We start from the raw sequence: 26147 nt of genomic DNA on the forward strand, positions 1-26147 counted from the left end.
AATATTTGATGGTTTCTTTTAATGATCAAATTTGATTAGCTATTAAGATAGGTTTTAACTGAAGGTGGATTGTACGATTGAAATTGTTCTATGAAGACGCTGGCTCAGAATCATTCATAAGTAGAAGTTCTTGTTTATTTATTTGACTAAATAATGCAGCGCCCCTCATTCCGGAAATAGAGTTCGAGTATCTGTCATTATTACATTTTATAACAAAAACTATTGTGCAATTTTAGATATTATACTATACTGGTACCAATAAAACCGAATGAGTTTCATTCGTATTGGTAGGAGGTCTGTTTTTGCATAATAGAATTATTGATGAAACAATTAGATTGATTCAAGTAAAAGGATTTAGTTTTACAGTGAGTGAGTTAGCTGCTAATTTAGGAACAAGCAAACGAACAATTTATCAATACTTTTCTTCAAAAGATCAGATTGTTGACGAGATTATCGAAAAACTTATTCATAGTATAAAGCAAAATGAACAAGAGATTGTTATGGATGAGAATACAAATGTGTTAGATAAGATTAAACTTATCCTTTGTAGTACTCCTGAAGAGTTCGGGATTATGGATATTCGCTTATTGTCCGATTTAAAAAAGCACCATTTTCAACAATGGGAGAAATTAGATATTTTCCTAAGAGAAGAATGGTCAACTGTTCTTACTTTGATGAAGCAAGGGATAAAACAAGGAAACCTTCGAGATATTAATCTAGATATCTTTATTGAGTTGTATCTAGGTGCTATAAATCAAATTTATGCTTCGCAAAGCTCATTAACAATTAAAGAAAAATTAGAAGCAGTTATGGATATATTGTTGAATGGCATTTCGAAATATAAGGAAGGTGATTAATATTTCTTGGCTATATTTATGTTTGGCAATAGTATTTGAGGTTGCTGGTACAACAAGTATGAAATTATCTGAAGGCTTAACAAAGTTATTACCAAGTATTTTATTAATATTCTTCTATCTAAACAGTTTAGTATTTTTAACGTTGGCATTAAAGACGATCGAAATCTCTGTGGCTTATGCAATCTGGTCAGGTATAGGAATCCTAATTATTTCAATTATTGGAGTATATTATTTTAATGAGAGTTTAAGTCTTGTGAAAATTACTGCGATTTTTCTTATTATAATCGGCGTTGTAACTCTTAACTTTACTGTCGATCATAGTGAAGCATCTGATCACAAGTCTCAGATGAGCGAGTAGTTATACTAGTTATTCAAATTTTATGCTATTACCTGTAGGAATGAACTCTTATAATTGTTTATTGTAACTGTGACTACATTTGGTCTTATTTCAGCAGTAAAGAAATATTTAAATAAGAAAGGATTTTGGTTAATGAAATATTTAAAGCCTTTTTTTCTCGTCACCGATATAGGCTTTATCATATATTGGATTATTACATATTTCAGTCTTATTCCTATAGAATGGGCCTTTAAGGATTATGATAATCCCATTATTATTGCTTGGAACTGGTCGTTTTTTCCTTTAGATATTTTCATCTCAGCAACAGGGCTCTATAGCTTATACTTATATAAGAAAACAAGTGCAAAATGGAAGCCGTATGCCTTAATTTCATTAGTGCTGACCTTTTGTTCGGGTTTGCAGGCTATTGCATTTTGGGGATTTAGTTTAGAGTTTGATATAAGCTGGTGGGCAGTAAATTTGTATTTAATGATTTACCCACTGTTTTTTATTCCCTTTTTTATTAATAGAGACAAATCAACTTCTAAAGAGTTGCCTTGTAAAGTAGATACAGTGTAATTAATACCTACACCAAGGGTCTATATCACATCAAGAACGTCAACAACTACCACCGAAGACTGAAAGGTTGGATACAGCTTTTTAACGGCGTGGCGACCACGTATCTGAACAACTATCTTGTGTGGTTTCAAGTGTTAGAGAGCAATCATCATCAGCAAAATGAAGTCACTATGAACGATATGATAGTAAAAGGGAATTAAATTCCAAATGCAGAAACATATGATAAACTTAGATTATTTAAGCTTACTGTATAAAGGGCTTTTCTTTTATTCAACTATGGGTCAGTTTTTATCTCATTCTTGGGGAAGTTTTGTTTCTTTATTCTATATACTTAATTATCCTAAGAAAGTGCTGGTAACATTATTAAAGGTATGTACTATGAAAAACTCCCTAATAACTTAAATATCTTATTACTCCGTGCAACCCTTCCTAAGTCACAAGATACGTATAGGGATATAACTTCAGGCATCTTTGCACAAAAAACAGGAGCAACTGTAAATTTAGTACCTAATGTTTCTCATATGTTACATTGGGATAATCCAGAAGTTGTCATAAAAGAGATTAGAGAAAGATGGTAGTTAGGTTATTCAACGATTGGGTGCGTTAGTTCAATAAGACAATAGAATCAAATAGAAATTCCATTTTTATGGAACTTCCGTTATTTCTATTAATATCAACATTAAGCTTTAACAGAGCCTTAATTATAAATCTTTGATTAAAAGCACTTTTATTATTGTGCTAAAAGATGCTTTCCTGAAAGAAGGAAAGCATCTTTTTATGGTTTTGAAAGCCCGTGGCTATGCCGGGATTCCAGAGCTTCTAGCGAGGTAATAAAAAACCTCTTTTCACATGTAGGATAAAGTTGGTTTCCCGACCATTTTATCTCTTTTTTTATTGTATCGATTATCATTTGAACAGTTTTTGCGCTATCTGCATTATTATATAATCCAACTCGAGATTGAGTTGGTTCTTTCCATTCTAGGCACCTAGTTTCCATCGCTTATTTTAGAGTCTCTTTATTCCAGTTTATTAATTCTGAAAGTCAGTTCACTATATAAAGACGGAGTACTCAAGAAAATGTTGAACAAATTATGCAATTGTTCGTGGTATCCATATAGAGGGGCTTGGAGGAGTAAAGTTATCTTTAAGCATAGACAGTTAGGCAGAGGGCCGAAACCATTCTTTTTAAAGGGATGGATTTCCATAAACTTTTGTTAACTGTGAGGGTTGTTGTCTTTTACATGCGGCAGAAAGAAACGATCTTTAAATCAGTAGTTATACTGTTATTATTCAGCTCATTTACATGATTAATGCTTACTATTTGAAAGAAGTGCATAGTTGGCGGAACAGGAATGATGTTATGGCAACTCGATCTCACGGTATATATAGCTTTGAACTGAGCATACTTAAATTAGAAAAAATTTTATTGAAAAGGAGATTTTCAATGGAGCCAAAACATTCAGTAGGCTTATCATCAACTGAAATTGCAGGTTTATGGGGAACTTATATATCTGATAGCTTGTCTATCTGTCTTACAAAGCATTTCTTACATCATTCGAACTACACAGATGTTAACCCTCTAATTCAACTAACTTTAGATATATCTAATAAACATATAGAAGAAATAGAAAGCATATTTAAAAGTGAAGGCTTCCCTATTCCAAAGGGATTTTCAGATGATGATCTTGACCTCACAGCACAACCTTTGTTTTTTGATTTATTTTCAGTAAGCTACATCTATGGTATGAGTCGGATAGGTTTAATGAACTATAGTATTCAGCTTTCTAATGTTGCAAGAGAAGATATTAGAACTTTTTTCTCTAATTGTTTGACTTCTTCATTAGACCTTTATAATAAATCAGTTGATCTGATGCTATCTAAAGGAATATATGATAGACCAACAATGATTCCATATCCTGATTCAGTCGAGTTTGTTACTAAAGAAGGCCTACTGTCTAAATTTATTGAACCAAAACGGCCACTAAATGTACTTGAAATTTCTGAAATGTTTTTTAACATTGAAAGGAACTATTTTGGTTTAATCTTACTCACAGGTTTTATTCAAGTTGTAAAAGATAAAGAGATAAAAAATTATTTAATTAAAGGAAAAGAGTTAGCTAAAAAACAAATACGCTTTCTGAATGATGCCTTAATTAAAGATGATTTACTTGGCACTATCATGATTAATACCGAAGTTTCAACTTCTACTATATCTCCATTTTCGGAAAAGTTAATTATGAACCTTGTAACCACGCTTAATACGCAAGGGTTGACCTATATTGGGCATGCATTATCTATCACATCACGAATTGACCTGTCTACTGAATATTTGAAATTAATTCCTGAAATTTTGAAGTTTGGAAAGGATGGGGCTGATATTTTAATGGACAAGGGATGGATGGAGGAACCACCACATGCCCCAAATAGAAAAGAATTAGGGGGATATTAAAACCAGGAGCGTTGTTGATCTCAGTTCAACAACGCTTTTGTGTTAATGTAAGCTGTATCATTTTTCTTTATTGGAATAACGGGGCATTTAGTACAAAATTTTTTATGATATTATAAGAAATAAATCTGCAAATTGAGGTAAGAGATGATTAATTCTGCTGAAGAATATTTGTTAGATTAAGAATTGGTGAACATGGATGGAAACCAGAGGGTTGACATGGGGAATTTTAGTTGGATAGCGAAATTTAGAATCGTTACGAGGCAACAAATCGAAGCATTTAGCGCGTATACATTGCGAAGCGGATCCTCTTTTAGAGATCTGCATACTGCTATTCAACTATGACGGATCATTAATATATTTTGAAAGATAAATTGTGGAGGACAGAAAAAATGAATAAAACTGAGCGGCAGCTTGCAATCACGCTTGAATTACAGCGAAGCAAAACGCTGAGGGCAGAAGATTTAGCTTCTCAATTTGAGACAAGTGTGCGTACGATATATAGGGACATTCAAGCACTAAGTGAGGCTGGGGTTCCGATTTTAGGCGCTCCTGGTCTGGGTTATTCCTTAATGGAAGGATATTTTCTGCCCCCGGTTAGTTTTACAGCAGAAGAGGCAGTATCTCTGCTCATGGGAGCTGATTTTATTGAACAAAGGTTGGATACTGATTACGGTGTTTATGCTAAGGCTGCTAAAAGAAAAATCGAGGCTACTTTATCGGAATCAGTCCGCAACCAATCAACACTTGTTCGGGAAACCATGCGACTGCTTCATGTAGGTGAAGCATCAACTGAAGATAGGGTAAGAACTTATCTTAATCAAGTTCGTGACGCAATATTGAAACAATGCAAAATCAGTTTTGTGTATATCAAAAATATGCCAGGAACGGATGGGAAGCGGAAAAATAAGCGTAAGGTTTCTCCATATGGATTAACACTAGTCCATGGAAATTGGATATTAATCGCACACTGTGATTTGAGACAAGATATACGTCATTTTCGCTTGTCACGGATGACCGAACTTTCTGTGTTGGAGGAACGATATCTTTTGCCAAATAATTTTGACCTAAGCAGCTATCGGCCACCTGACAATCGAGATGAAAAAATCTTAATTAGGGCAACCCCAGAAATCGCCGACAAGATTATCGAGGCAGTTAATTTTTATATTGATTCCATTGAAGAGTATGAGAAGGAGGTTATCTTTCAATTTCGTGTTCGATATCCGGAGGAAATATTGCATTTTTTACTGGGCTTTGGCGGAGATATCGAGGTGATTGAACCGAAGTCTTTGCGTCACAAGATTCGAGAAGTAGCGAGAAAAATTTTAAAACACTACTGACATACACCTGTCAGTAGTGTTTTTTTATACTATGAATATATCAAAATGATGAGGAGTTGCTAGAAGGATGAGTAGTACAAAGGAAGTTTTGAAGTCATTTGAATTTACAGTCGAAAAATATTTGGAAGAACTAAAAAAACTCAATATGGAGAAATTAAATAGAAAGTTGAACGAGGAAGATTGGTCCATTGGACAGATGTATGTACATTTAATTCAATCAGCTTTTATTCATCTGCATAATGCCGAGCAATGTTTAGATGGCAGCGAATCGACATTGAATCCAGCGATGGAAAAAACGGAGCAGGGGAAGGCAGTGTTTAAAATAGAACAATTTCCTGCCGTTCGTATTAAGGTCCCTGCTTCGCCGAATTATACTCCGCAACCACCCGAGAGCATGGAGTATCTGGTAGATGGGCTTCATAGGGTTGTAGAACGGATGAGGAATATGGAGTCAATTTTACATCAATCGGTCGTAAGTAATAAGATGCTTCATCCGGCATTTGGTGCATTAAACGCACAGGAGTGGTTTTTGTTGATTGTAATGCATTACAGACATCATTTCTTACAACTAGATCGGTTGAAAACGAGTTTAGCATTTGAGGAGTAGGGGGCTGGGGCATGGCGGATCTAACAACTCAGAATAGCAGATATTGGATTGGTGTTGAATCCGCTTTTCATAAAAATTTAGCCATAGAAGGTGGGTTTGCAAAGCTGTGTCACGGTATGGCAGCAATCACTTTTGCGTCAAATGTCTGCAGGTGATTGGCTGCTATATTACATTTATTGATATCTAATGTAAGAAGCAGAGCAAAAGAAGGAATCTACAAGTGTACACTAACTGCAAATGAATATTTTTTATGTAACTATAGGGTCAGGTTAGCTTAATAAGGAAAGAGTGCTTTTCCAAATAAGAAAGCACTCTTTTACTTAGACTTTTATTTATTCAGTTTTATTACTTAGAACAATTGAGGATTCATTTGCCTCATGATTACTTGCTTCACCATGTCCTGGTCCAAATAGATTCAAGACTACAACTCCTATAAGAATTAATGTAATTCCAGCAACACTGGCAACATTAATTTTCTCTTTCCAAATTATAACCGAAATAAGCGTAGTAGCAACTATACCTATTCCAGACCAAAGAGCATAGGTAGTATTAAGTGGAATAGTCTTCATTGCCATTGATAAAAAGAAAAATGAGCCTATAAAAGCAATTATTACACCAATTGTAGGGTAGAGTTTCGAAAATCCTTCAGACGCTTTGAGCATAGAGGTTCCAATAAGTTCTCCTACTATAGCAAGCATTAAGTATAAGTAAGACATTTACTCTTCCTCCTTTATCATATTATTTAATTTATTAATAAAATTATTTTTAAGATTCGTGTCTAGTGAGCCTAACCCAAATATTTCCGAAAACCACATTCCATCTATTGCTAAACGGATTATTGTAACATTAATAGGGTCTACACCATCATTCATCAGTTTACCAAGTAAGATGTCATATTCCTTTTTGTACTCTTCTAGTAAACTTGGATTAGTAAACATTGCAGCTAGAAGAGCAGAAGAAAGACGTTTATCAAGATTTAAGTCAGAAAATGAGGCTTTGATGTAAGCACTAGTCCAATTACCAACTCCACTTTTAGTATTATTTTCAACTATTGTTTCTATGCTTTTAAAGTAACGGTAGGTCCAGTCTTGTACCATCCCTATAATTAATGCTTCCTTACTTGAATAGTGATAAAGTAAGCCACCTTTGCTAAGCCCAGCTTTTTTTGCAACAGCTTCTAATGTTAATTTTGCGACACCTTCTTCTTTAACAATATCAGCAGCAGCATTTAGTATAATTTTTTTTTTATCTTCAGAATTTGAAATGGACATATAAAATCCTCCTTGATTACTCGTTATGACAATTATACCGTCCAGACGGTACAGTATTCAATAGATTAAATTATTATATTTTGCGTAATAAGAAGCAGTTTGTGAAAGAATTCAATAAAGTATAGGGCGCCTTCGTTCAAGAAGAAAATAATAATCTTCAACAATCGGGTGCTTTAACGAATATCAAGCCTGTCATTTTGGCAGCTTTTTTGTTTAAGTTCATATTAGACAAACGGGACAGGATAGATAAAGAAGCTTTATAAATATTTATTTATGGAAATAATAGGATAACAATGGTGTAATGCAGAAATAAATAAATGGTCAAAAATTAAGGAGGTACAAAATGGACAAATTCAGTTTGTTTGGTAAATTTATGGTACGAGAAGGCGAACGAGACACAATGGTAAATATTTTGCTGGAAGCAGCAGAATCAATGAAAAATCTTGATGATTGTGAGATATATCTTGTAAATATATCTGAGAGTGAACCAAACTCTGTTTATGTTTATGAGGTTTGGAGTAATGAAAATGCCCATCAAGCCTCTCTAACTCTTGAAGCCACTCAAACATTAATAAGGCAAGCAAAACCAATCATTACTGGGATGGATAGAATCAGTACCCTAAAAACAAAAGGTGGAAAGGGCATTTCATCGATTTCTTATTAAACAAACGGGGGCTTTCCTTAAATAAAAGGGAAGCCTTTTTCTTATGATGCTATAGGGGCAGGTTTGTTTAATAAGCGAAAGAAGAATAATATTAATAAAAGATTTCTGATAAGGAGCAAATACTCTGTCTGTTTTACTATTTATAGTAAAGATATTACCGTCTGCTTCCGATTTATCTGTTAACCTTTATAAATTTTCATATCGTAACCTGTCCAAGGTAATAATTACAAAAAGGGTGTGCCAAACGGCACACCCTTTTTGTAATTCGGAGTAAAGATTTATAAGTGTTTTGAAGGACTCCTTTGTATTCTTTGCTCCTAGCTCTTAATATTATTTTTAACTTTTTTAAAAATATATTCGGTATTATTAAAAAAATTATTAGCTTTTTAGAGAAATCTCCTTCTATTAGTGTTTGTTTATAGAGGGAGGTTAGTTGAAAAAGAATTAAGTAGTGGATGTTATTTTTAGTTATTTCATTAAAAACACAATTCCTTGAAAAATGAGGAATATTTAATAGGGGATATTCTTTATGTAGGACCGAAGACTGAGGTCAATTTAAGACCTCAGGGGTGTAGAAAAAACAAATAGACATTGTTAATATTTACCTATAAATTAAATTTACAGTTGATGTCCATGGGAGTGAATATTTATTCAGATTAAATAAGGAAATACACCAAGAAACCTTCAATGAACTTAGAATTACTAAATCGAGTATTTCAAATATTTTTAAGGAGAATTATTTATGTTTAAAAGATTTTTTATGGTTGTTTTAACTTTAATAATAGCCGTTGGGACAGTTTTACTAGTTGCAAAACATCCAACAGGTCCTAATACTATTTCATATGATGAACCAATAGTTTTGTGGATATCTATTGGAATCATCATAATACTTTTTTTACCACCTTTGATATTATCGCTATTTAGTAATCTTGTTGCGAGAGTGATATCGGCTGTGTATCAAGCATTTGTATTTATTTCATTTTTAGTAATTATACCAATCGGATTTTTTACCTCTAATAATATTGTGGTAAGTGTTATTGCAATTTTAGGAGCTTTAGTTAGTATAGGTAGTGTTGCTGTAACCTTAATAACTAAATCAAAAAGAGAAATCAATATTTGATTTTTTTAAACCACAAACGGGTGCGATTCAAGTATATAAATTGGACCTTTATTCTATATTGGGAGTAAATTATGCAGCAACATAGTTTGATAAAAGTGATGGAGTATATTGTAAAAAAATGTACTTTAAGTAAAAGGGGTTTCCTTAAATAAAAGGGAAGCCCTTTTATTGTGTCGCTATAGGTGCAGGTTAGTGGAATAAGAACAACAAAAAACATCCTACAATGAATGGTGTTTATCTTTATCATAATGTAGTAATGTACTTGAATGTGTTAATACCCCATCTAATATTTTTTCAGTAACTGGCATAAAGTAATTCAATATTAGCCCCCCTAAACAAACGGTTAATAAAGTTCCAACGCCAATTGGTCCATTTAAAATCAATGCCATTATCAAGAATACAAGGTAAATCAATGTTCTTGAAAAAAATATATTGGTTCTAGTTAATTCTTGTATGATTAACGTTAAGCTGTCAATTGGAATCGGTGCAAAGTTTGTTTGTAGATAGGTTGCCGTTCCTAATCCTATAACAACTAAGCCGATTCCAAAACAAACAAATTTGCTGTACCATAGTTCAGGTGTTATCAAATTGTTCAAAAAGAACAACCACATATCAATACCAATACCAGTTATAAAGGCTGTTAACACCCCAAAAACTTCAGATTTTTGCCTGTTTAACAATGAATTACAACCGATCAATATAAAAGCTAGAATGATTTCCCAACTCCCTACCGTTAGCCCCACATTTTTGGACAGTCCTACCAAAAGTGCATCAAAAGGTGAAGTTCCAAGGTCTGATTGTATTGTAAAAGAAATACCAAAGGTTAATATTAAAATTCCTATTACATAAAAAACATATTTCACTTTACTCACCCCTTAATTATTTTTTGTTGCAAATGCAATAAAATTAAGTTAAATTTAATATATAGTTTTTTGTTGTATATGCAACAAAAATATCTATTAAGGAGGTTAATTATGAATGAAATTCTTCGTGAAATTGGAATGATTGCAAGGGCATTAGATTCAATAAGTAACATAGAATTTAAAGCATACAACCTTACAAAAGGGCAGTATTTGTACCTTGTGCGAATATGTGAAAACCCAGGAATCATCCAAGAAAAGTTAGCCGAGATGATAAAAGTAGATAGAACAACAGCAGCTCGTGCTATAAAAAAACTTGAATTAAATGGATTTATTGATAAGAAAGATGATGAGCATAACCAAAAAATAAAAAAACTTTTTCCAACAGAGAAAGGGAAAAATGTTTTTCCTTTCATAAAAAGAGAAAATGATCATTCGAATAAGGTTGCATTAGAGGGATTTTCTGAAGTGGAAGTGGAAACCATTTTTAATCTCCTTCAAAGGGTAAGAGAAAATGTTGAAAAAGACTGGGAATTTGTAAAAAAGGGAAACAAAAGAATTTATTGATTAGATAAAGGAGCGACATATTTACATGACTATAAATATAAAAAAGTGTACCCTTGAAGATTTACGCGAACTTCAGGAAGTCAGTTATGAAACATTTAATGAGACATTTAAGGATCAGAATTCACCTGAAAATATGAATGCCTATTTGGAAAGGGCATTTAACTTGCCACAATTAGAAAAAGAATTGGACAATAGTTCTTCAGAATTCTATTTCGTTTATTTTAACAATGACATCGCTGGCTATTTAAAGGTTAACATTAATGATGCTCAGTCTGAAGAAATGGGTGATGAATCACTTGAAATCGAGAGGATCTATATAAAGAACAAATTTCAAAAACATGGTCTGGGTAAATACCTGCTAAATAAATCTATGGAAATTGCGATGGAACGTAATAAAAAGAAAATATGGCTAGGTGTATGGGAAAAAAATGAAAATGCCATTGCTTTTTATAAGAAAATGGGGTTTGTTCAAACTGGAGCCCACTCTTTTAATATGGGTGATGAAGAGCAAATTGACTTTATAATGAACAAATCACTTCTATAACATTTTTGAAAGGCGGATTATGGTGTATATACCAAAATATTTTAGGATCACAAATGTCGATGAAATTTGGGATTTTGTTCAAAAAAACTCTTTTGCCACGATTATTACAACAGAACAAGTGAAACCAATTGCCACCCATTTGCCTTTGGTTTTAAAGAAAAAAGGCGACGATTACTATCTTACTGGACATATGGCTTATGGAATTCTCAGTGGAGAACATTTGTAACCTGTGAAGATGTACTTGTTATGTTTCAGGGACCGCATGCTTATATTTCTTCTTCCTGGTATTCGCACGAAAATGTTCCAACTTGGAATTATCAGGCTATCCATATGTATGGAAAAGCAAGTATTTTAGAAAAAGATGAACTAATAGAAGAATTAACAGGTATGTTAAAAAAATATGAACAAGATCGTGAAAATCCAGTATTATGGGATAAACTTTCTCCTGAGCTCTTAGAAAATCAACTAAAAGGGATCGTTGGTTTTAAGATTAAAGTTGCAGAAGTCCAAGCTGCTTATAAATTAAGCCAGAATCGTAATGAAACTGATTATATTAACATTATTAATAATCTACAAAATGAAGAAAATCCACATTCGAAACAAATGTCAGAACTAATGGGAAATAGATTAAAAAATCAAATATAAACCCAAAGAAACAAAGGACTGAACGGAGCCGTCATATTGGCAGCTTCTTTTCAGGTTTGTGAAGGAATGTACTTATGCTAACGGGGGCGTTAGTCAAATAAGCTGAAAGTATATAAGCAAAAACGGAACGTCTCCCAAAATGGGAAGTTCCGTTTTTATGCGTATAACAACATTAAACTTTAGTAAACATCCCTTCTCGTAAAGACAAGGAAGGAGATAATAATCCCGGCAAGTCCCCAAATAGATAGTACCATTAGGGAAAATGGAAGGGACATGCCTTCTATTGGCGGTATATTCCCTTGGAGATAATCTGTTAGACGCAAGTTTACCATAAAAAAGTATTTGGCTGATTCCCATGAAGAAGCGATCGAACTAATGATAGTACCAGAAATCAAGAATGCGAGCATAGCGCCCATTCCTGCAGCTGTACTTTTAATAAGGACAGAGAACATAAAGGAAAGTGTCCCTACGACAACAGACACAAACCAGCCGAGTCCAAAAATCATGAGAATGTATTGCCATTGCGGGACTAAATGAACATTGGCAGTATTTAATTCACCAGCCTTCACGGTAAATCCAGTTAGCACTGGTGCGGTCCACCCCGTATATCCAAAGAATAATCCGGAAATAAGATAAGAAAATAGCCCGAACATAAGTAAGATAAAGGAAACCGATAGAATAAGCGTAATATATTTGCTTAAAAGGATTTTCCAACGCCGTACCGGTCTTGTCAGCAGCAGCTTAATGGTCCCTAAACTTTTTTCCGAAGAAACCATATCAGCTGAAATAATCATTACCATTAACGGAAGCAGCAGCTGGATGGAATTATCGAGAAACACGCGCAAAAAGGTAGGAGCACCTGGATCTTGCGGGTTGATGTTATGGTCGAGATAATACTGACTTTGGTCGATGCGAACTTTTAACTGGGAGCGGAATTCTTCGGAAATCCCGCTTGAACCGATTCTGTTTTGCATATCGACAATTGATTGCTGCAGGGTGACGCGCCAGTCTGTATCGCCAATTCTTTTTTTGACATTTTCCATTTCACGATGCTGTGCATAGGTAAACATCATGATCATTATTCCGATGATAATCGTCACAACCAATAAGCGTTTACTTTTCACGAGCTTTAGCATTTCATTATAGATGAGTTTATTCACCGACAGAATCACCTCCTGTCAGCTCTAAGAATAGATGCTCAAGCGAAGGGATTTGCCGATTCATTTCTTTTATAGCGACATTGGCTTCCATCAATGAACGACTCCACTTAGAAACTTCTTCTTCTATATAGGGGGTAATCACCATTTCTTCCTGGACTGTGACAGATGGAGCAAGTTTATTCAAGATTTCTATTCCCTTTTCTAACGGGGTAAATCGCCAAATTAATTTTTCCTTTTGCGTCAGTAAAGTATGTACTGATTCAGTATGGATGATTTTACCGTCTAAAATAATGGATACACGATCACATAAGAGCTGAATCTCACTTAATAAATGGCTGGAGACTAAAACACTTAGACCTTCTTCTTTTGCCAGAAAACGAATGAACCGCCTCATTTCTCTTATCCCAGAAGGGTCTAATCCATTGGTTGGTTCATCTAGTATCAAAACTTTCGGCCTGCTTAATAATGCCTGTCCAATTCCAAGACGCTGGCGCATTCCTAGGGAATAAGTTTTTACTTTGTCATGAATACGCTCCGTTAATCCTACTAACTCTACAACTTCTGTTATTCGCTTATCATCTGCATTTGTCAGCATTCGTGCGAAGTATTTTAAGTTTTCCCATCCGGTCAAATAAGGATAAAGCTCTGGATTTTCTACAATACAGCCTAAACGCTCCATTGCTTTGGAAAAATCCTTTTTGACATCATAGCCGCAAATGGATATTTGACCAGAGGTAGGTTTGATTAATCCAACAAGCATCCGGATGGTTGTTGTTTTCCCAGCACCATTTGGTCCGAGAAAACCGAATACTTCTCCGCTTTTCAATTCAAAGCTAATGTCTTTAATAATAGCCCGCTTTCCGATTTTTTTCGTTAAATGCGAAACTGATAACGTAATGTCACTCATTGTCATTTACCTCCCAGGAAATGAGGGATGCTACCCGTTCAGCCATAAGCTGATAGCCCTTTTTATTTGGATGGAAATGGTCAGAATATAAATATTGCTGAACATTCTGTTGGAAAATATCATAGGTTGGAACAAAAATAGTTTGCTTATATTTAGCACATATTTCAGCGGTCGCATTATTCCAAGTGCGGACTACTTGGGAAGTTAAAGCACTATTGTCTAAATCATTAAAAGGATTATATAAGCCCATTAAATAGATGGGGGCGTCTTTATTAATGGATCGAATCGATGAAAGTACCGCCTGCAATTGCTCGGAATAAGCTTTCATTAATTTACTTATAGAATCTTCATTGAGTTCAGATAAAGATTCTCCCCCTTGAAAAAGATCGTTCCCGCCAATGGTTATAAAGAGAAGGTCAGCATGAGTTATTTGTCTTTGTACTTCGTCTTCTTTTACTTGTTCGGCCAATTTATCAGTCGTTAATCCTTTGATCCCATAGTTGGTAATGGTGATTTCTTCCTCTGTTTTTTCTTCTAAGGCATCAGAAAGATAACCAACATAACCCTTACCCGTATCATCACCGGTTCCACGGGTAAGGGAATCACCTAGAGCTAAAAGACGTGTGCCATCTTTCTCCATTTCTTTTATTTTCTCTTCACTAGCTATTTTAGCGCTGCTTTCAGGCTGATTGTTATAGTCGATTAATACCCAGCCTAAGCCAATTAGCCAAAGTAAACAAACAATGCTTGATCCGATTAAAATCGATAATGTTATGTTTTTCCGCAAATCATAACCTCCTATCAAATGAAATTTTTCACAAAAAAGAAGAGAAATAAACCTAGGAATGGTTTTGATTTTCTATTTTCCTGACTAAGTATGGAGTTATTTGGAAGGTTCCAAAGTTCCCATCGAAGGAAGATTGCGTAGAAAGAGGGTGCCTAAAAAATGCTTAGCTTTTTAGGCAATAACAAAGAGTAATATTAATGAATATCTTTTTTCTTGAACCTGCCTCCGCGAACTTCCGAGATGTTGGCAACGGCAAGAAAGGCAGCAGGGTCCAACTCTTCGATAATTGTTTTAAGTTTTGCTTCTTCGAGACGGTTAATGACACAAAAAATTACTTTTTTCGTGTCACCAGTATAGGCACCTTCGCCCTTTAGATATGTAACGCCACGCCCAAGCCTTGCCAATATCGTTTCTCCGATGATTTCTGAATGATCGCTAATAATCCAGACCGATTTTGATTCATCTAGACCAGCTATAACAATATCAATGACTTTAAAAGCGATAAAATAGGCAATTAATGAATACATGGCCCGATTCCATGAGAAAACAAATCCAGCACTAATAAAGATGAAGACGTTAAAAAACATAATGATTTCGCCAACAGAAAAGGGGCTTTTTTTACTGAAAAGGAGAGCTAATACCTCTGTTCCATCAAGGGAGCCGCCGAAACGGAGGACAATTCCCACACCAATGCCGAGGATAATACCGCCAAATACCGTTGCGAGAAGTAAATCCGATGTAAATACAGGTACATCATGTAATAATATCGTAGTAAGAGAAAGGACTGTGATGCCTAGCATAGTGGAAAGAGTAAAAGTCTTGCCGATTTGCTTGTAGCCGATGTAGAAGAAGGGAATATTGAGTAAAAAGATAAAATAGCCTAATTTCGCGCCAGATAAATGGGAGAGAATGATAGAAATTCCGACAATTCCTCCATCTAATATTTTATTAGGAACAAGAAATTCCTCGATTCCTATTCCCATTAAAATACTGCCGATAATAATGAAAAATATCCTCTTTGCTAAAACTCTTTTCGGCATAATCCTATGCTGTGGTTTTTCTAAGATAGCCTCTGTTTGAAAATTTGATGACTCCATCGTTAATCCCCCCAAATTCTATGTAATAATCCTGTATGGTGAAAATAGTGATAATTCTATTTTATCATAATAGTTTTGAAATATAGCTAATCAATGCTCTGCATTTAATAACATATTTTTATTTAAACCATCCTTTTCTTTTGAACAATATAAACATGCCCACTCCTATGCTCACCATAACAAATAATAGAAGGAAGTAGCCATATTTCCAGTGCAGCTCCGGCATATTTAAAAAATTCATTCCGTATAAGCCTGCTAAGAAACTTAGTGGCATAAAAATAGTTGTAATAACCGTAAGGATTTGCATAATTCGATTGGAATGATGAGAATTATAGGATAGATAACTATCCCTTATGTCTGTTGTTAATTCACGATTGGATTCAATTAGTTCACTGATTTTTAATAAATGGTCATAGATATCAGAATAATATTCTCTTTTCATTAAGAGAGCAGCCAGTTTTTCCGTATTAATCATTTGATGTAATAAATCTTTCATTGGGACGACTGTATGTCGCAAGGAAAGCAGCTGATGCCTAGTAGAAAATAATTCATCCAGCAATGCTTCCATCGTTTTATTAGTAGGATTTTCATCGATTTCTGCGAGAGAATCCTCAATTTGATAGACAATAGGAAAATAATTATCTACGAGGTGATCGAGTAGCTGATAAAGAACCGTGTATTGTGTCCATGCTGCAGTTTCCTCTTTTAGTAACATTTCTTTTACGGCATTGACTTCCACAGAGGCATGATGATGGAAAGTAACAATAAAGTTTTTGCCCAAAAAAATATTAAGCTCGTCCTTCTTCACTGTTTTAGGGTTTAAACAATGAGTGACAAAAAAGGTATAGGTTTCAAAATAATCAATTTTAGGCCTTTGTAAATTATGAAGACAATCTTCAATAGATAAGGGGTGAAAATTAAAAGGATGATGTAATTTTTCAATTTCCTCATCGATTGGCTGATCAAAGTCAACCCAAAACCATTCATAATCACCTGCAACTAGATCTTCAACGGAATGATCAGTGAGTAGCTGCTTCTTTTTATTTATAGCGAGAGAATGAATCATATCAATAACTCCTTTATAGGTGGTGTTATTAACTAGGATAGTTCATTTTGTTAGTTTACTACAATTAAAAACCTTTTTATGCAGAAATATCGGTTGAATCGTTTGGGGTTGGTCATTTCAAATATTTCTTCCTTTAAGCTAGCAGGAAATGAAACTTGCTCATCACATCTGCTATAATAAGTAGCAAAGAAGGAATGCTAGAAAATAGGAAGTGTTAGGATGAAAATACTTGTAATCGAAGATAATGAGAGTGTTTGCTCCATGCTAGAAATGTTTTTCTTAAAAGAAGGCTATGAAGGAAAATTTATTCACAATGGAAAAGAAGCATTAGACTTTTTCCTAGAAAATCAAGACTGGGATATTATCATTATTGATTGGATGCTGCCAGGAATGGAAGGCGTTACGATTTGCCGTAAGATTAGAGAAGTTAGTTCCGTTCCGATTATTATGCTTACCGCAAAAGACAGCGAATCAGATCAAGTGCTCGGCCTGGAGATGGGAGCAGATGATTATGTAACAAAACCATTTAGTCCGTTGACGTTGATGGCTAGAATTAAAGCGGTAACGAGAAGATATCAAAAAGAAACAATGAACCAGGGTGATGATAAGTTTCTTACAACAGAGCATTTTAAAATAAGTAAGGAAACAAGAGAAGTCATCTACAATAATAAAGTAATGACTAATCTAACACCGAAAGAATTTGATCTACTTTATTATTTAATCAGTAATCCAAAACAAGTTTTCACAAGGGAACAGCTATTAGATCGAGTGTGGGGCTATCAGTTCTATGGGGATGAGAGAACGGTAGATGTCCATATCAAACGGTTAAGAAATAAGATTGGCACAAAGGAACAACCTTTTATCCATACTATTTGGGGTGTAGGTTATAAGTTTGATGAGTCAATGGTGAATGACTAAAGAAGAAAATTTATTTCCACTCTGCTTAAATCTGTTAAGGCTATTTGAATGAACAGCTAGAAGGAGAACATAGCGTTAACGAGAACCTTATGGAAAGCGAAATGTTTTAGGCTGGGGAAGCTTCAAGATTAAAATAAATACAAACCCAAACATCTCTGTACATTGTTTGGGTTTGTTTAAGCTGGTATTAAATGTTTTAGGACACAATCTCAGCCTCAGACGAAGGAGAGGGGATAGATTGTTGCACTGAAATATGCTTTGTTTGCTGTGCCGGGAAATCGGATATTTTTTTTACTTCGACGTATTTGATATGATGGTCCTCCATTTCTAAAATTTTAAAGGCGTAAGATTCGAACATAACCGTATCCCCTTCTGACGCTTCGTAATTAGAAGTGAGAATCCAGCCGCCTAATGTATCGATGACTTCATCGTTTATATCTATTTGCAGTAAAGCATTTACTTCATTTATTAGCACCTTAGCATCCAAGATATAATGATTTTCCTTTATGGTGCGCACAGTAGGGACTTCTTCCTGATCAAATTCATCCCATATATCGCCGACAATTTCCTCAATAATATCTTCCACCGTAACTAATCCAGATGTTCCACCATACTCATCCATTAAGATGGCCATATGAATACGATCTTTTTGCATTTTTAACAATAGATCTTGAATAGGATAGGTTTCAATTACACGGATGACAGGCCTTATATATGGCTTTAATGTTTTAGTCGTTAGATTTCTTGATTTAAGCAATTCTGTCATGATTTCTTTTACATTAATCATGCCGATAATATGATCTTTATCCCCATCTGTGATTGGATATCGAGTAAATTGTTCTTTTTGGATAAGGTTAAGCAACTCCTCTAATGTACTTGATTGTTCAAGAGAAGCAATTTCTGTTCGTGGAACCATAATTTCTTTAGCTATTCGATCATCAAAATCAAAAATATTATTTACATATTTAAACTCCGATTGGTTGATTTCACCGTTTTTATAACTTTCAGAGACAATAATCCGAAGTTCTTCTTCTGTATGCGCTAACTCATGCTCTGAAACAGCCTTTAATCCAAACATTCTTGTAATAATTCTAGAGGAGCCATTCAAGGTCCATATAAAGGGATAAAGCAGTTTATAAAATAGGATTAATGGTTTTGCTACCCATAAAGTAATTTGTTCTGCCTTATGAATCGCGAATGTTTTGGGAGCAAGTTCACCGACTACTACATGTAAAAAAGTAATGAAGGCGAATGCTAAAGAGAAGGATAAGACGGTTATTACTGTAGCAGGAACATGGATAATTTGTAGTAATGGTGCTAAAACGTGCTGGACTGTTTCTTCGCCAATCCAACCAATACCGAGCGCTGTAACAGTTATACCTAATTGGCAGGCAGATAAGTATTCATCGAGATTGCTAGTAACCTTTTTGGCGGAAAGGGCATTTTTACGACCTTCCTCTATAAGCTGATTAATCCTTGAACTACGAACTCTAATAATAGCAAACTCTGATGCTACAAAAAAAGCAGTCAAAGCAATTAAAATGGCTATTATAACCAAGTTAAATATGTCCAAATAAATTTCCTTATCTCGTTTACCGAGTAAGGAGTCACCTCCTGATTATTTCAGATTGAAATGAGTGAAATCTCTATCGAGTACAATCTCGTAATAAAGTTCTTTAATTTCCGCAGATAATCACAATTTTTCCAGATGCGAGAATGCTCAAGTGATTATATTTTATCAAAAGATTTAGGTTCATAAAGTAGGTCCGATGCGGAAGCTAGTATAATAATCGTTTGCATGAAAGAATTAATATGAAGTTCTTTAATTAGATAAACAATCCCATTATACCACCTCGCAATTGTTTAATTTTACTAATTATTATACGGTAAGCCAAACTATCAAGTCAAACTTGATAACGATTACTTTTTTAAATTTTCTGTCTATAATATAAATAGATAAGAAAAGCGGAATTTCATGTTAATTGTCTATTTATTTCCTAAGGTATAAAAGAGGAGGGAATAAAAGTGGTACGATGAATCGCTCTTTCACAAGAAACGACTCATCGTACGGCAAGAAGCTTATTTTTTTTCTGTTAAGTGAGCAGGTATTTTTTGAACATCAAAGGTGAAAATATGCTGTCGAATCATTTTATCAATCTTGAATAAGCAGCCATTGTATTCGATTGTTTCCCCTTTTTTTAAATTCGGATTTTGATATAAAATCCATCCACCAAGTGTATGAATATCTTCTCGATCGATTGATAGTGATAATACCTTATTTACCTCTGTTAAGGGAAGCTTGGAATCAAGAATATAGTGATGATCATTAATTTTTTGAATAAGAGGCGTTTCCTCTTCATCAAATTCATCTCTAATCTCACCAACAATTTCTTCTAAGATATCTTCTGCGGAAATTAGACCAGCTGTTCCACCAAACTCATCATGAAGAATAGCAATAGATGTTCTTTCCTTCTGCATCTTCAAGAAAACAGCTTGAATTGGAGTTGTTTCGATTATATGAATAATCGGCTGTGCATAGTCCAATAATGATTTATTTTCATAACCTTCATTTTTTAACCAGTCCGTTAGTAATTGTTTAATATGGATAAAGCCAATAATGCTATCTTTATCATCATTTTTGGTAAGTGGATACCTCGTATAGCGTTCTTTTTGAATGATATTTATTGCTTCATCAATGGATAAATGGTCTGATAAAGTAACCATTTCTGTTCTTGGAATCATAATTTCATTTGCTAGCCGGTTATCAAAAGCAAAAATACGATTAACATAGTTGTATTCAGATAAACTAATTTCCCCATTATTGTAACTTTCCTTTAGTACAATCTGCAGTTCTTCTTCTGACAAGGCGTCACTATTGGTTGTAGGATTGGTAATTCCCCATAACTTCGCCACTTGTCTTGATGATTTATTAAGAATCCATATAAAAGGATACATAATGTTATAAAACCAGATTAATGGTTTACTCACTAATAAAGAGACCTTCTCTGTAAGGATAATAGCAACAGACTTCGGAAAGAGCTCTCCAATCACTACATTAATATATGTAATAATAGAAAAAGATAAAACAAAGGCTAAACCTTGTGATAAAGCAGCTGGTATAGCCAACTCATTCATTAAAGGTTGAATCAATTTTAAAATAGTAGGTTGTCCCAACCAGCCTAATCCTAAAGAAGTAATAGTAATTCCTAATTGGCAAGCCGAAAGATAGGCATCAATATTCTCAATGATTTTTTTTACAGTACGCGCATTTTTATGTCCTTCTTCTACAAGCTGTTCAATCCTTGCAGGTCGCACACGAACAATAGAGAATTCTGTTGCTACAAAAAAAGCTGAAAAAGCAGTTAGTATGACAATTAATAGTAGTTGCATTCCAATCATAATTTCGTTCATCACCATTCTTTTGTTGTCAAAGAAGTATTAGTTTACAATTTTTTTATATCCTAAAGCTTCTATTTTCTTATATTATACCTTTTCTTTTATAAAATAAAATCTTGGAAGATAAAGAGAGGAAGAGGATTCAAGCGATTCTTTGTTAGTATTCCACTCTTAACGGGCAATAAAACGGCTTAAAATAGAAAATGTGTGTTAGTAAAACTTGCCCGTAAAGATAGTTAAGTGCAATAAACTTCCAGTAAGAGGAGAAATACGTCCTGCAGATAAAAATTTCTTTATCCACATGTATATGTGGAATAGAAATCTAATATTTGGCTGCCCATTCTCTGGCTAGCATGCTATAGGAATAAAGATCATGGAAATGGTCATAAAGAAATTCGCCATCTCTGATTATTCCTTCTTTTTTAAAGGAAAGCTTCTCAGGAATTGCTTGGCTTTTGCCATTTTTTACCCCGCATTGTATTTCGATTCTGTTTAGCTTTAAATAATAAAACGCATAATTTAAGATAGCGACAACACATTTTGTCATAATGCCATGCCCTTGTGCATCTTCAGCTAAAAAATAGCCGATGCTAGCTTTGCGACTTGCCCAATCAATTTGTTGTAATGTGACCATACCTACTAATTTACCATTAAAAAAAATACCTGCATTTAGTTCTGTTTGCTCTGTGAAAAGTTGTTGCCAAATGGGAATGATGGTTTGATATTGATAAGGAGAAGTTATTTGATCCACCCATGGAAGCCATTTTCTTAAATAATTTCTATTTTTATTCACTAATTGAAATAGTTCATGAGAATCCGTCCGCTCTAATAAACGTAATCTAATCTGTTGATCTACAAATATATTAAACAACATTGGTCATCCTTTCTAATTTTCTAAGAAGGAGATATCGTTGTATTTTATGCGTAGAAAAGAATTTGGCTCGCAAACTTTCCGATTCTTACATGAATCCACTAAAAATTAGGCATTTTACTAATTTTATTTCTGTAAAAATATTTATAAAAAAATTACAAATAAAGGCTTAAAAATGGGTAAAAATTACCGATATTAAAGACATAGAGAAAAAACTAAGTTATTATATGTGAAAGCGTTTTAAGAATATCTAAAAGTGTTGCTAAGGAAATGGCCCCTTATTATGGACGGCGGAAGAGAGGATGTTTCAAATGAAAAAGAAAGATAGTTTTAAAGTAAAATCGCTTATTGGATTTAATATGCTTATCCTTATAACTACATGTATTAGTGCTTTTAGCGGATTTTTTATTGCTAAAAACGAAAACTTGCAAGGCTTGTTTTCCTTCACTTATAGTGATTATTTAATCATAGTAGCTGCAGTAATTATTCTTACTATATTAAGCGCACTTGTTTTTAATGTGTTAATGATGGGGAAATTAAAAGCCTTATCCCGTCTTAATGACAAGGTACATAGGTTGGCACATGGTGATTTATCTGTTGAATTCAAAGATACTTCGAAAGATGAAATTGGCCAGCTGAATCGTTCTATTAGCCAATTGCAAGAAAAGTTTTCCTTTCTTGTTTCAAGCTTGAAAAATGTAAATGAAACAGGAATAAGTCAAGCAAGTGATGTATCTGTAATTGCTGAAGAAACATTGGCAAGTGCCGAAGAAATTGGTAGAGCAATGGCTGAAATTGCTGAGGGCGCTGTTAGCCAGGCTTCCGAATTAGAAGAAGTGAAAAGAGAAATAGATAGCTTAACCAATTCCATCGACAATATGGAAGGGAAAAATCAAATCATTAAGAAAGCAACTGAAAATGCTCAAGAAGCATCACATAATGGACAAAAGACCATTAATACTTTAAAAATTTGTAATGAAAATGCTAGCAAATCAACGAATGAGGTAAGTATTGGAATTAGTGGATTATATCAAAAGGTCTTAGATATCTCTAAAATTACTTCAACTATTAATAGAATAGCAGAACAAACAAACTTGCTTGCTTTAAATGCTAGTATTGAAGCTGCTAGAGCAGGTGAGCATGGAAAAGGTTTCTCGGTTGTTGCCAATGAAGTGCGTAATTTAGCTGAAGAGACCAATTCGGCTACTAAACAAATTCAAGATATGATTCAAAATATCGAGAAAGAAATGGAAAGCACGGTTATGTCCATTTATGAAACAACCAATCAAACCGCTGAATTAGATGTTGCCGTAAAGGATACGGAAAAAGAATTTACAGCGATTGCTAGAGCTGTAATTAATAGTATTGAAGCAGTGAAAGAAATGACAGTAGAGTTAAACCGAGTTGTAGAGCAAAATAATCATATTTCTAGCTCTATTGCAAAAGTATCAGAAGTATCAGAGTCAGTTGCGGCAGCAGTGGAACAAATTGCTTCTAGTACAGATGAACAAACTTCTGCTATTGGAAATGTCGCAAAAACAGCAGAAATAATGAAGAGCAGTAACGAGGAATTAAAGGATTCACTGACGAAATACAATCTAGCAAAATAATAAATAGGAAAGCCTTGTTTTCTATGGAGAACATAGGCTTTTTTTATGGTTATTTATCCTTTTTATTCACTAGTTCCTTTTTTAGGAAGTAAAGCAAATATTTAGTCAAATAAAATAGGGGAATAAAAATTAATTTTAAATAACAAATAGTTTTAAATTGAAATTTGTATAAAGGAAGCTTATAATATAATAGATATGGTGTAAAATTACACATAACTAATAAGGGAATGAAGAAACTTTGACTAGAGAAGAAATTATTGAGAGTGTATCAGAAAAGATGAGATTAATACGCACAGAAGCGGGATATACCCAAGATAAAATGGCAGAGGTCATTGGCTTATCAAAAAAGACGTTAGTGCAAATTGAGAAAGGTAGGCTATATGCTGGCTGGTCGACTGTAGTAGCAGTTTGCGCACTCTTTAGAGAAACCGAAACAGTTCGCTTCTTATTTGGTAATGAACCTTTAGAGGTGTTGGAGACCGTTGCTCGTGATGGAATGGATTACCGAAAAGAGAAAACATTGGGCGGAAAAGTATGGTGGAGAGAAGTAGAAAAAAAGAACGGGTTTATTCTGCAGCAGAATATCATTAGTCAGCATTTTCGTATTATTGATGAAGATCATTTCCGGATTTTTTCTAGCTTTGATGAAAAAGAATCAAAAGATCGTTTTAAGGAACTTTTAGGGGAATAAGCACAGTGAATTGAGATATAGGCTGTTTTTAAATTAATCTTGAATACCTTACCAATTCAAGGCTAATTTAGGGACAGCCTATTTGTTTTGGAGAAAAAGAGATATCTCCGTGCCAGTTTTGCTTGCGAAGGGGTACAGAAGCATTCTCTATGCCCGAAAGAAAGAGAAGCAAAGAAAAAAAGGGAAAAGAGGACCGGTCTCTGTTACCGAAAGAAAGCAGAACAAAGAAAAATGGGAACAGAGAAGCGCAGCCTCCCGCCTTGCAGATAAAGTTCCTTACACAAGTGAAAAGGAGGGGCATCAGCCTTTATAATGGAATTTCTTTCCGTCTGCAGACCGACGAAGAAACCATCGGATGTATGTTCTTAATTCAATGGAAGAAAGCTAAAATGAACTCATCAACTAAAGGATGAGGGATAATAGATGAAGAAATTTGCAGAAATATTCAAAAATGCGAGCTTTACTAGACTTTTTATTGCCAATGTCACTTCTCAGATGGGCAGTGTTATTGGTTTAACGGCTTTTATGTTTTATATTCTCGATCGGTTTTCTGAGCAGCCTGCTTATGCAACAGTGACTGAATTAATGTTTTCTTTGCCAACTTTAGCTGTGTTTTTTTTAGTCGGAGTTGTAGCAGACCGAATGGACCGCCAAAAGATTGCCTATTATTGTGAGATGATCGCAGCTGCATTGTCACTATGTGTGCTAGGAGCTGTTCTTATTGGCTGGATGCCACTTATTTTTATGATGTTGTTTTTAAGAAGTGCCGTTCAAAAATTCTTTTTTCCAGCGGAACAAGGTATTCTTCAAGGCGTATTAAAAAAAGATGATTTTACAACAGCTGCAGGGTTAAATCAATTAGTGAATAGTATCTTCATGTTATTTGGTAATGCGATTGGAATATTTGTCTATTGGACACTAGGCATATATGGTGCAATCTTAGTGGATGTAGCAACCTTAACGATTAGTGGATTGCTTATTAAATCAATGAAGCTGGATGAAACTGTTCGAAAACCTAATGGCAGTCATACTTTAAAGGAATTAAATATTCGCTTTATATGGAGTGACTTTATGATTGGCTTAAAATACATTTTGACTAATAAGTTATTGATGGCATTAATATATGGATTTATTGCCTTTGGAGTGGTCAATGGTGGATTTAGCGTCATGCAGGTCTTTATTTTGAAATATAAACTAGCACCTGATAATTACGAACAAGTATCGATTTATTTTGGAATTGTCTTTGGAGCAGGGGTTATGATTGGAAGTTTCCTTTCCTCTCTTCTTGCACAGAAGGTTAAATTGTATAAGTTGATTATCACGGGCGCATTTTATATTGCCATAATGACTATTTTGGCATCTTATTCACCGAATATCTTAGTCTTCTTAACCATCTGTTTCTTCTTAGCGCTGGGGCTTCCGCTGATTAATATTGCAATAGGAGGCTGGATGCCGACGATTATTGAGCCGAAGATGATGGGAAGAGTTCAAGGGTGGATAACCCCGTTAATGATGCTGTCACAGTCTATTACATTAGGACTTATCTCTATTGGTTATCCTCAATGGTTTTCTATTGAAATAATATACTGGTTTGTCGGTGCTTGCTTCCTTGTAGTCGGTTTTTATTACAGCCTAGTATTACCTAAATTGGCAAAAGAAAAGGAGGCAAAAGACGCAATAGCTGGAAAAGAAGAAGTTCAACTAAATTATTAAAAATCTTTAATTTTCGGAATAATGGCAATTGACATTATAAAACCTACATGTTAATCTCAATTATATTGGAAAATAAATGTAGAGAAAGGAGGAG

General features: G+C 34.3%; 28 protein-coding genes and 2 pseudogenes. 19 read left to right on the plus strand and 11 right to left on the minus strand.

Going from position 1 to position 26147, the window contains the following annotated elements; genetic code table 11:
* The first annotated feature begins 302 nt into the window (after positions 1-302).
* The 9 genes and pseudogenes from NiCM35_RS11665 to NiCM35_RS11705 all read left to right on the plus strand — a co-directional run bounded on the left by NiCM35_RS11665 (position 303) and on the right by NiCM35_RS11705 (position 6321).
* Positions 303-857, plus strand: a complete 555-nt coding sequence (locus NiCM35_RS11665) for a TetR/AcrR family transcriptional regulator (RefSeq protein WP_095330163.1) — start codon at positions 303-305, stop codon at positions 855-857.
* A 1-nt stretch (position 858) separates the two neighbouring features.
* Positions 859-1215: a DMT family transporter gene (locus NiCM35_RS11670; RefSeq protein ID WP_047942879.1), complete on the plus strand. Its 357-nt coding sequence runs from the start codon at positions 859-861 to the stop codon at positions 1213-1215.
* A 132-nt stretch (positions 1216-1347) separates the two neighbouring features.
* Complete coding sequence (locus NiCM35_RS11675; protein ID WP_433779620.1) at positions 1348-1773, plus strand: YvaD family protein; 426 nt, start codon at positions 1348-1350, stop codon at positions 1771-1773.
* An 11-nt stretch (positions 1774-1784) separates the two neighbouring features.
* A pseudogene (locus NiCM35_RS11680) lies at positions 1785-1973 on the plus strand (IS1595 family transposase); the annotation flags it as partial.
* A gap of 1244 nt (positions 1974-3217) precedes the next feature.
* Entirely contained in the window at positions 3218-4222 is a 1005-nt protein-coding gene (locus NiCM35_RS11685) for a DUF3231 family protein (RefSeq protein ID WP_433779586.1), read from the plus strand.
* Between the two features lie 216 nt (positions 4223-4438).
* On the plus strand, positions 4439-4564 hold the full coding sequence (locus tag NiCM35_RS11690; RefSeq protein WP_433779588.1) for a hypothetical protein: 126 nt from the start codon (positions 4439-4441) through the stop codon (positions 4562-4564).
* Between the two features lie 47 nt (positions 4565-4611).
* Complete coding sequence (locus NiCM35_RS11695) at positions 4612-5559, plus strand: helix-turn-helix transcriptional regulator (RefSeq protein ID WP_249879528.1); 948 nt, start codon at positions 4612-4614, stop codon at positions 5557-5559.
* Positions 5560-5626: 67 nt separating this feature from the next.
* Positions 5627-6166, plus strand: coding sequence for a DinB family protein (locus tag NiCM35_RS11700; RefSeq protein ID WP_433779590.1), 540 nt, complete (start codon positions 5627-5629; stop codon positions 6164-6166).
* 11 nt (positions 6167-6177) lie between these two features.
* Positions 6178-6321 carry an EVE domain-containing protein gene (locus tag NiCM35_RS11705; protein WP_433779591.1) on the plus strand — a complete coding sequence of 48 codons (144 nt, stop codon included), beginning with the start codon at positions 6178-6180 and terminating at the stop codon, positions 6319-6321.
* A 177-nt stretch (positions 6322-6498) separates the two neighbouring features.
* Here NiCM35_RS11705 and emrC read toward each other — a convergent pair whose 3' ends face one another.
* Both emrC and NiCM35_RS11715 read right to left on the minus strand, forming a co-directional pair.
* The gene (emrC, locus tag NiCM35_RS11710) at positions 6499-6882 is read right to left on the minus strand and encodes a multidrug efflux transporter outer membrane subunit EmrC (RefSeq protein WP_095331230.1); all 384 of its coding nucleotides are present in this window, start codon (positions 6880-6882) and stop codon (positions 6499-6501) included.
* A complete protein-coding gene (locus tag NiCM35_RS11715; protein ID WP_433779592.1) occupies positions 6883-7437 on the minus strand; it encodes a TetR/AcrR family transcriptional regulator in 555 nt (184 codons plus the stop codon).
* Positions 7438-7780: 343 nt separating this feature from the next.
* Between NiCM35_RS11715 and NiCM35_RS11720 the strand changes: the two genes are divergently transcribed.
* A complete protein-coding gene (locus NiCM35_RS11720; protein WP_095258713.1) occupies positions 7781-8101 on the plus strand; it encodes a putative quinol monooxygenase in 321 nt (106 codons plus the stop codon).
* Between the two features lie 742 nt (positions 8102-8843).
* Complete coding sequence (locus tag NiCM35_RS11725; protein WP_095331226.1) at positions 8844-9221, plus strand: hypothetical protein; 378 nt, start codon at positions 8844-8846, stop codon at positions 9219-9221.
* Positions 9222-9439: 218 nt separating this feature from the next.
* On the opposite strand, the gene NiCM35_RS11730 is transcribed toward NiCM35_RS11725, so the two are convergent.
* The gene (locus NiCM35_RS11730) at positions 9440-10084 is read right to left on the minus strand and encodes a YczE/YyaS/YitT family protein (RefSeq protein ID WP_433779595.1); all 645 of its coding nucleotides are present in this window, start codon (positions 10082-10084) and stop codon (positions 9440-9442) included.
* Positions 10085-10195: 111 nt separating this feature from the next.
* Here NiCM35_RS11730 and NiCM35_RS11735 point away from each other — a divergent pair, with 111 nt between their 5' ends.
* The 3 genes and pseudogenes from NiCM35_RS11735 to NiCM35_RS11745 all read left to right on the plus strand — a co-directional run bounded on the left by NiCM35_RS11735 (position 10196) and on the right by NiCM35_RS11745 (position 11837).
* Positions 10196-10648, plus strand: coding sequence for a MarR family winged helix-turn-helix transcriptional regulator (locus NiCM35_RS11735; RefSeq protein WP_371001080.1), 453 nt, complete (start codon positions 10196-10198; stop codon positions 10646-10648).
* A 25-nt stretch (positions 10649-10673) separates the two neighbouring features.
* The gene (gene paiA / locus NiCM35_RS11740) at positions 10674-11192 is read left to right on the plus strand and encodes a spermidine/spermine N(1)-acetyltransferase (RefSeq protein ID WP_371001079.1); all 519 of its coding nucleotides are present in this window, start codon (positions 10674-10676) and stop codon (positions 11190-11192) included.
* A 22-nt stretch (positions 11193-11214) separates the two neighbouring features.
* Positions 11215-11837: pseudogene (locus NiCM35_RS11745) on the plus strand (FMN-binding negative transcriptional regulator).
* A 179-nt stretch (positions 11838-12016) separates the two neighbouring features.
* Here the strand turns inward: NiCM35_RS11745 and NiCM35_RS11750 are convergent.
* The 5 genes from NiCM35_RS11750 to corA all read right to left on the minus strand — a co-directional run bounded on the left by NiCM35_RS11750 (position 12017) and on the right by corA (position 16854).
* Positions 12017-12997 carry an ABC transporter permease gene (locus tag NiCM35_RS11750; RefSeq protein ID WP_433779597.1) on the minus strand — a complete coding sequence of 327 codons (981 nt, stop codon included), beginning with the start codon at positions 12995-12997 and terminating at the stop codon, positions 12017-12019.
* Entirely contained in the window at positions 12990-13904 is a 915-nt protein-coding gene (locus tag NiCM35_RS11755; RefSeq protein WP_433779602.1) for an ABC transporter ATP-binding protein, read from the minus strand. The genes NiCM35_RS11750 and NiCM35_RS11755 overlap by 8 nt, the downstream gene beginning before the upstream one ends.
* Entirely contained in the window at positions 13897-14691 is a 795-nt protein-coding gene (locus NiCM35_RS11760) for a GDSL-type esterase/lipase family protein (protein WP_433779604.1), read from the minus strand. Before NiCM35_RS11760 ends, NiCM35_RS11755 begins: the two co-directional genes overlap by 8 nt.
* Before the next feature lie 194 nt (positions 14692-14885).
* The gene (locus tag NiCM35_RS11765; RefSeq protein ID WP_371000152.1) at positions 14886-15731 is read right to left on the minus strand and encodes a YitT family protein; all 846 of its coding nucleotides are present in this window, start codon (positions 15729-15731) and stop codon (positions 14886-14888) included.
* A 175-nt stretch (positions 15732-15906) separates the two neighbouring features.
* Complete coding sequence (gene corA, locus NiCM35_RS11770; RefSeq protein ID WP_163188163.1) at positions 15907-16854, minus strand: magnesium/cobalt transporter CorA; 948 nt, start codon at positions 16852-16854, stop codon at positions 15907-15909.
* A 219-nt stretch (positions 16855-17073) separates the two neighbouring features.
* On the opposite strand from corA, the gene NiCM35_RS11775 reads away from it, so the two are divergent.
* Entirely contained in the window at positions 17074-17772 is a 699-nt protein-coding gene (locus tag NiCM35_RS11775; RefSeq protein WP_047945011.1) for a response regulator transcription factor, read from the plus strand.
* A 196-nt stretch (positions 17773-17968) separates the two neighbouring features.
* Here NiCM35_RS11775 and NiCM35_RS11780 read toward each other — a convergent pair whose 3' ends face one another.
* The 3 genes from NiCM35_RS11780 to NiCM35_RS11790 form a co-directional block, all read right to left on the minus strand.
* Positions 17969-19345 (minus strand): hemolysin family protein, encoded by a 1377-nt coding sequence (locus NiCM35_RS11780; RefSeq protein ID WP_123259072.1) that lies wholly within the window; start codon positions 19343-19345, stop codon positions 17969-17971.
* 506 nt (positions 19346-19851) lie between these two features.
* A complete protein-coding gene (locus tag NiCM35_RS11785; RefSeq protein WP_433779606.1) occupies positions 19852-21183 on the minus strand; it encodes a hemolysin family protein in 1332 nt (443 codons plus the stop codon).
* 307 nt (positions 21184-21490) lie between these two features.
* Complete coding sequence (locus NiCM35_RS11790; protein ID WP_249879025.1) at positions 21491-22039, minus strand: GNAT family N-acetyltransferase; 549 nt, start codon at positions 22037-22039, stop codon at positions 21491-21493.
* A gap of 311 nt (positions 22040-22350) precedes the next feature.
* Between NiCM35_RS11790 and NiCM35_RS11795 the strand changes: the two genes are divergently transcribed.
* From NiCM35_RS11795 to NiCM35_RS11810, 4 genes are all read left to right on the plus strand, one after another.
* Entirely contained in the window at positions 22351-23649 is a 1299-nt protein-coding gene (locus NiCM35_RS11795; RefSeq protein WP_164463781.1) for a methyl-accepting chemotaxis protein, read from the plus strand.
* A 238-nt stretch (positions 23650-23887) separates the two neighbouring features.
* The gene (locus NiCM35_RS11800; RefSeq protein WP_095330140.1) at positions 23888-24340 is read left to right on the plus strand and encodes a helix-turn-helix transcriptional regulator; all 453 of its coding nucleotides are present in this window, start codon (positions 23888-23890) and stop codon (positions 24338-24340) included.
* 109 nt (positions 24341-24449) lie between these two features.
* Positions 24450-24653, plus strand: coding sequence for a hypothetical protein (locus tag NiCM35_RS11805; RefSeq protein ID WP_433779608.1), 204 nt, complete (start codon positions 24450-24452; stop codon positions 24651-24653).
* A gap of 110 nt (positions 24654-24763) precedes the next feature.
* Entirely contained in the window at positions 24764-26053 is a 1290-nt protein-coding gene (locus tag NiCM35_RS11810; protein ID WP_095330138.1) for an MFS transporter, read from the plus strand.
* The last annotated feature ends 94 nt before the right edge of the window (positions 26054-26147 follow it).

This window comes from Niallia sp. M35, from assembly GCF_050971705.1.
Taxonomy (GTDB): domain Bacteria; phylum Bacillota; class Bacilli; order Bacillales; family Cytobacillaceae; genus Niallia; species Niallia circulans_A.

What these genes read in the sequence shown, in the direction of transcription:
- paiA (WP_371001079.1), top strand. Translation starts at nt 10,674, where the DNA reads ATGACTATAAATATAAAAAAGTGTACCCTTGAAGATTTACGCGAACTT.
- corA (WP_163188163.1), bottom strand. Translation starts at nt 16,854, where the DNA reads ATGATTCATTCTCTCGCTATAAATAAAAAGAAGCAGCTACTCACTGAT.
- NiCM35_RS11700 (WP_433779590.1), top strand. Translation starts at nt 5,627, where the DNA reads ATGAGTAGTACAAAGGAAGTTTTGAAGTCATTTGAATTTACAGTCGAA.
- NiCM35_RS11705 (WP_433779591.1), top strand. Translation starts at nt 6,178, where the DNA reads ATGGCGGATCTAACAACTCAGAATAGCAGATATTGGATTGGTGTTGAA.
- NiCM35_RS11775 (WP_047945011.1), top strand. Translation starts at nt 17,074, where the DNA reads ATGAAAATACTTGTAATCGAAGATAATGAGAGTGTTTGCTCCATGCTA.
- NiCM35_RS11695 (WP_249879528.1), top strand. Translation starts at nt 4,612, where the DNA reads ATGAATAAAACTGAGCGGCAGCTTGCAATCACGCTTGAATTACAGCGA.
- NiCM35_RS11755 (WP_433779602.1), bottom strand. Translation starts at nt 13,904, where the DNA reads ATGAGTGACATTACGTTATCAGTTTCGCATTTAACGAAAAAAATCGGA.
- NiCM35_RS11725 (WP_095331226.1), top strand. Translation starts at nt 8,844, where the DNA reads ATGTTTAAAAGATTTTTTATGGTTGTTTTAACTTTAATAATAGCCGTT.
- NiCM35_RS11795 (WP_164463781.1), top strand. Translation starts at nt 22,351, where the DNA reads ATGAAAAAGAAAGATAGTTTTAAAGTAAAATCGCTTATTGGATTTAAT.
- emrC (WP_095331230.1), bottom strand. Translation starts at nt 6,882, where the DNA reads ATGTCTTACTTATACTTAATGCTTGCTATAGTAGGAGAACTTATTGGA.
- NiCM35_RS11785 (WP_433779606.1), bottom strand. Translation starts at nt 21,183, where the DNA reads ATGAACGAAATTATGATTGGAATGCAACTACTATTAATTGTCATACTA.
- NiCM35_RS11720 (WP_095258713.1), top strand. Translation starts at nt 7,781, where the DNA reads ATGGACAAATTCAGTTTGTTTGGTAAATTTATGGTACGAGAAGGCGAA.
- NiCM35_RS11715 (WP_433779592.1), bottom strand. Translation starts at nt 7,437, where the DNA reads ATGTCCATTTCAAATTCTGAAGATAAAAAAAAAATTATACTAAATGCT.
- NiCM35_RS11690 (WP_433779588.1), top strand. Translation starts at nt 4,439, where the DNA reads ATGGGGAATTTTAGTTGGATAGCGAAATTTAGAATCGTTACGAGGCAA.
- NiCM35_RS11735 (WP_371001080.1), top strand. Translation starts at nt 10,196, where the DNA reads ATGAATGAAATTCTTCGTGAAATTGGAATGATTGCAAGGGCATTAGAT.
- NiCM35_RS11685 (WP_433779586.1), top strand. Translation starts at nt 3,218, where the DNA reads ATGGAGCCAAAACATTCAGTAGGCTTATCATCAACTGAAATTGCAGGT.
- NiCM35_RS11675 (WP_433779620.1), top strand. Translation starts at nt 1,348, where the DNA reads ATGAAATATTTAAAGCCTTTTTTTCTCGTCACCGATATAGGCTTTATC.
- NiCM35_RS11810 (WP_095330138.1), top strand. Translation starts at nt 24,764, where the DNA reads ATGAAGAAATTTGCAGAAATATTCAAAAATGCGAGCTTTACTAGACTT.
- NiCM35_RS11765 (WP_371000152.1), bottom strand. Translation starts at nt 15,731, where the DNA reads ATGCCGAAAAGAGTTTTAGCAAAGAGGATATTTTTCATTATTATCGGC.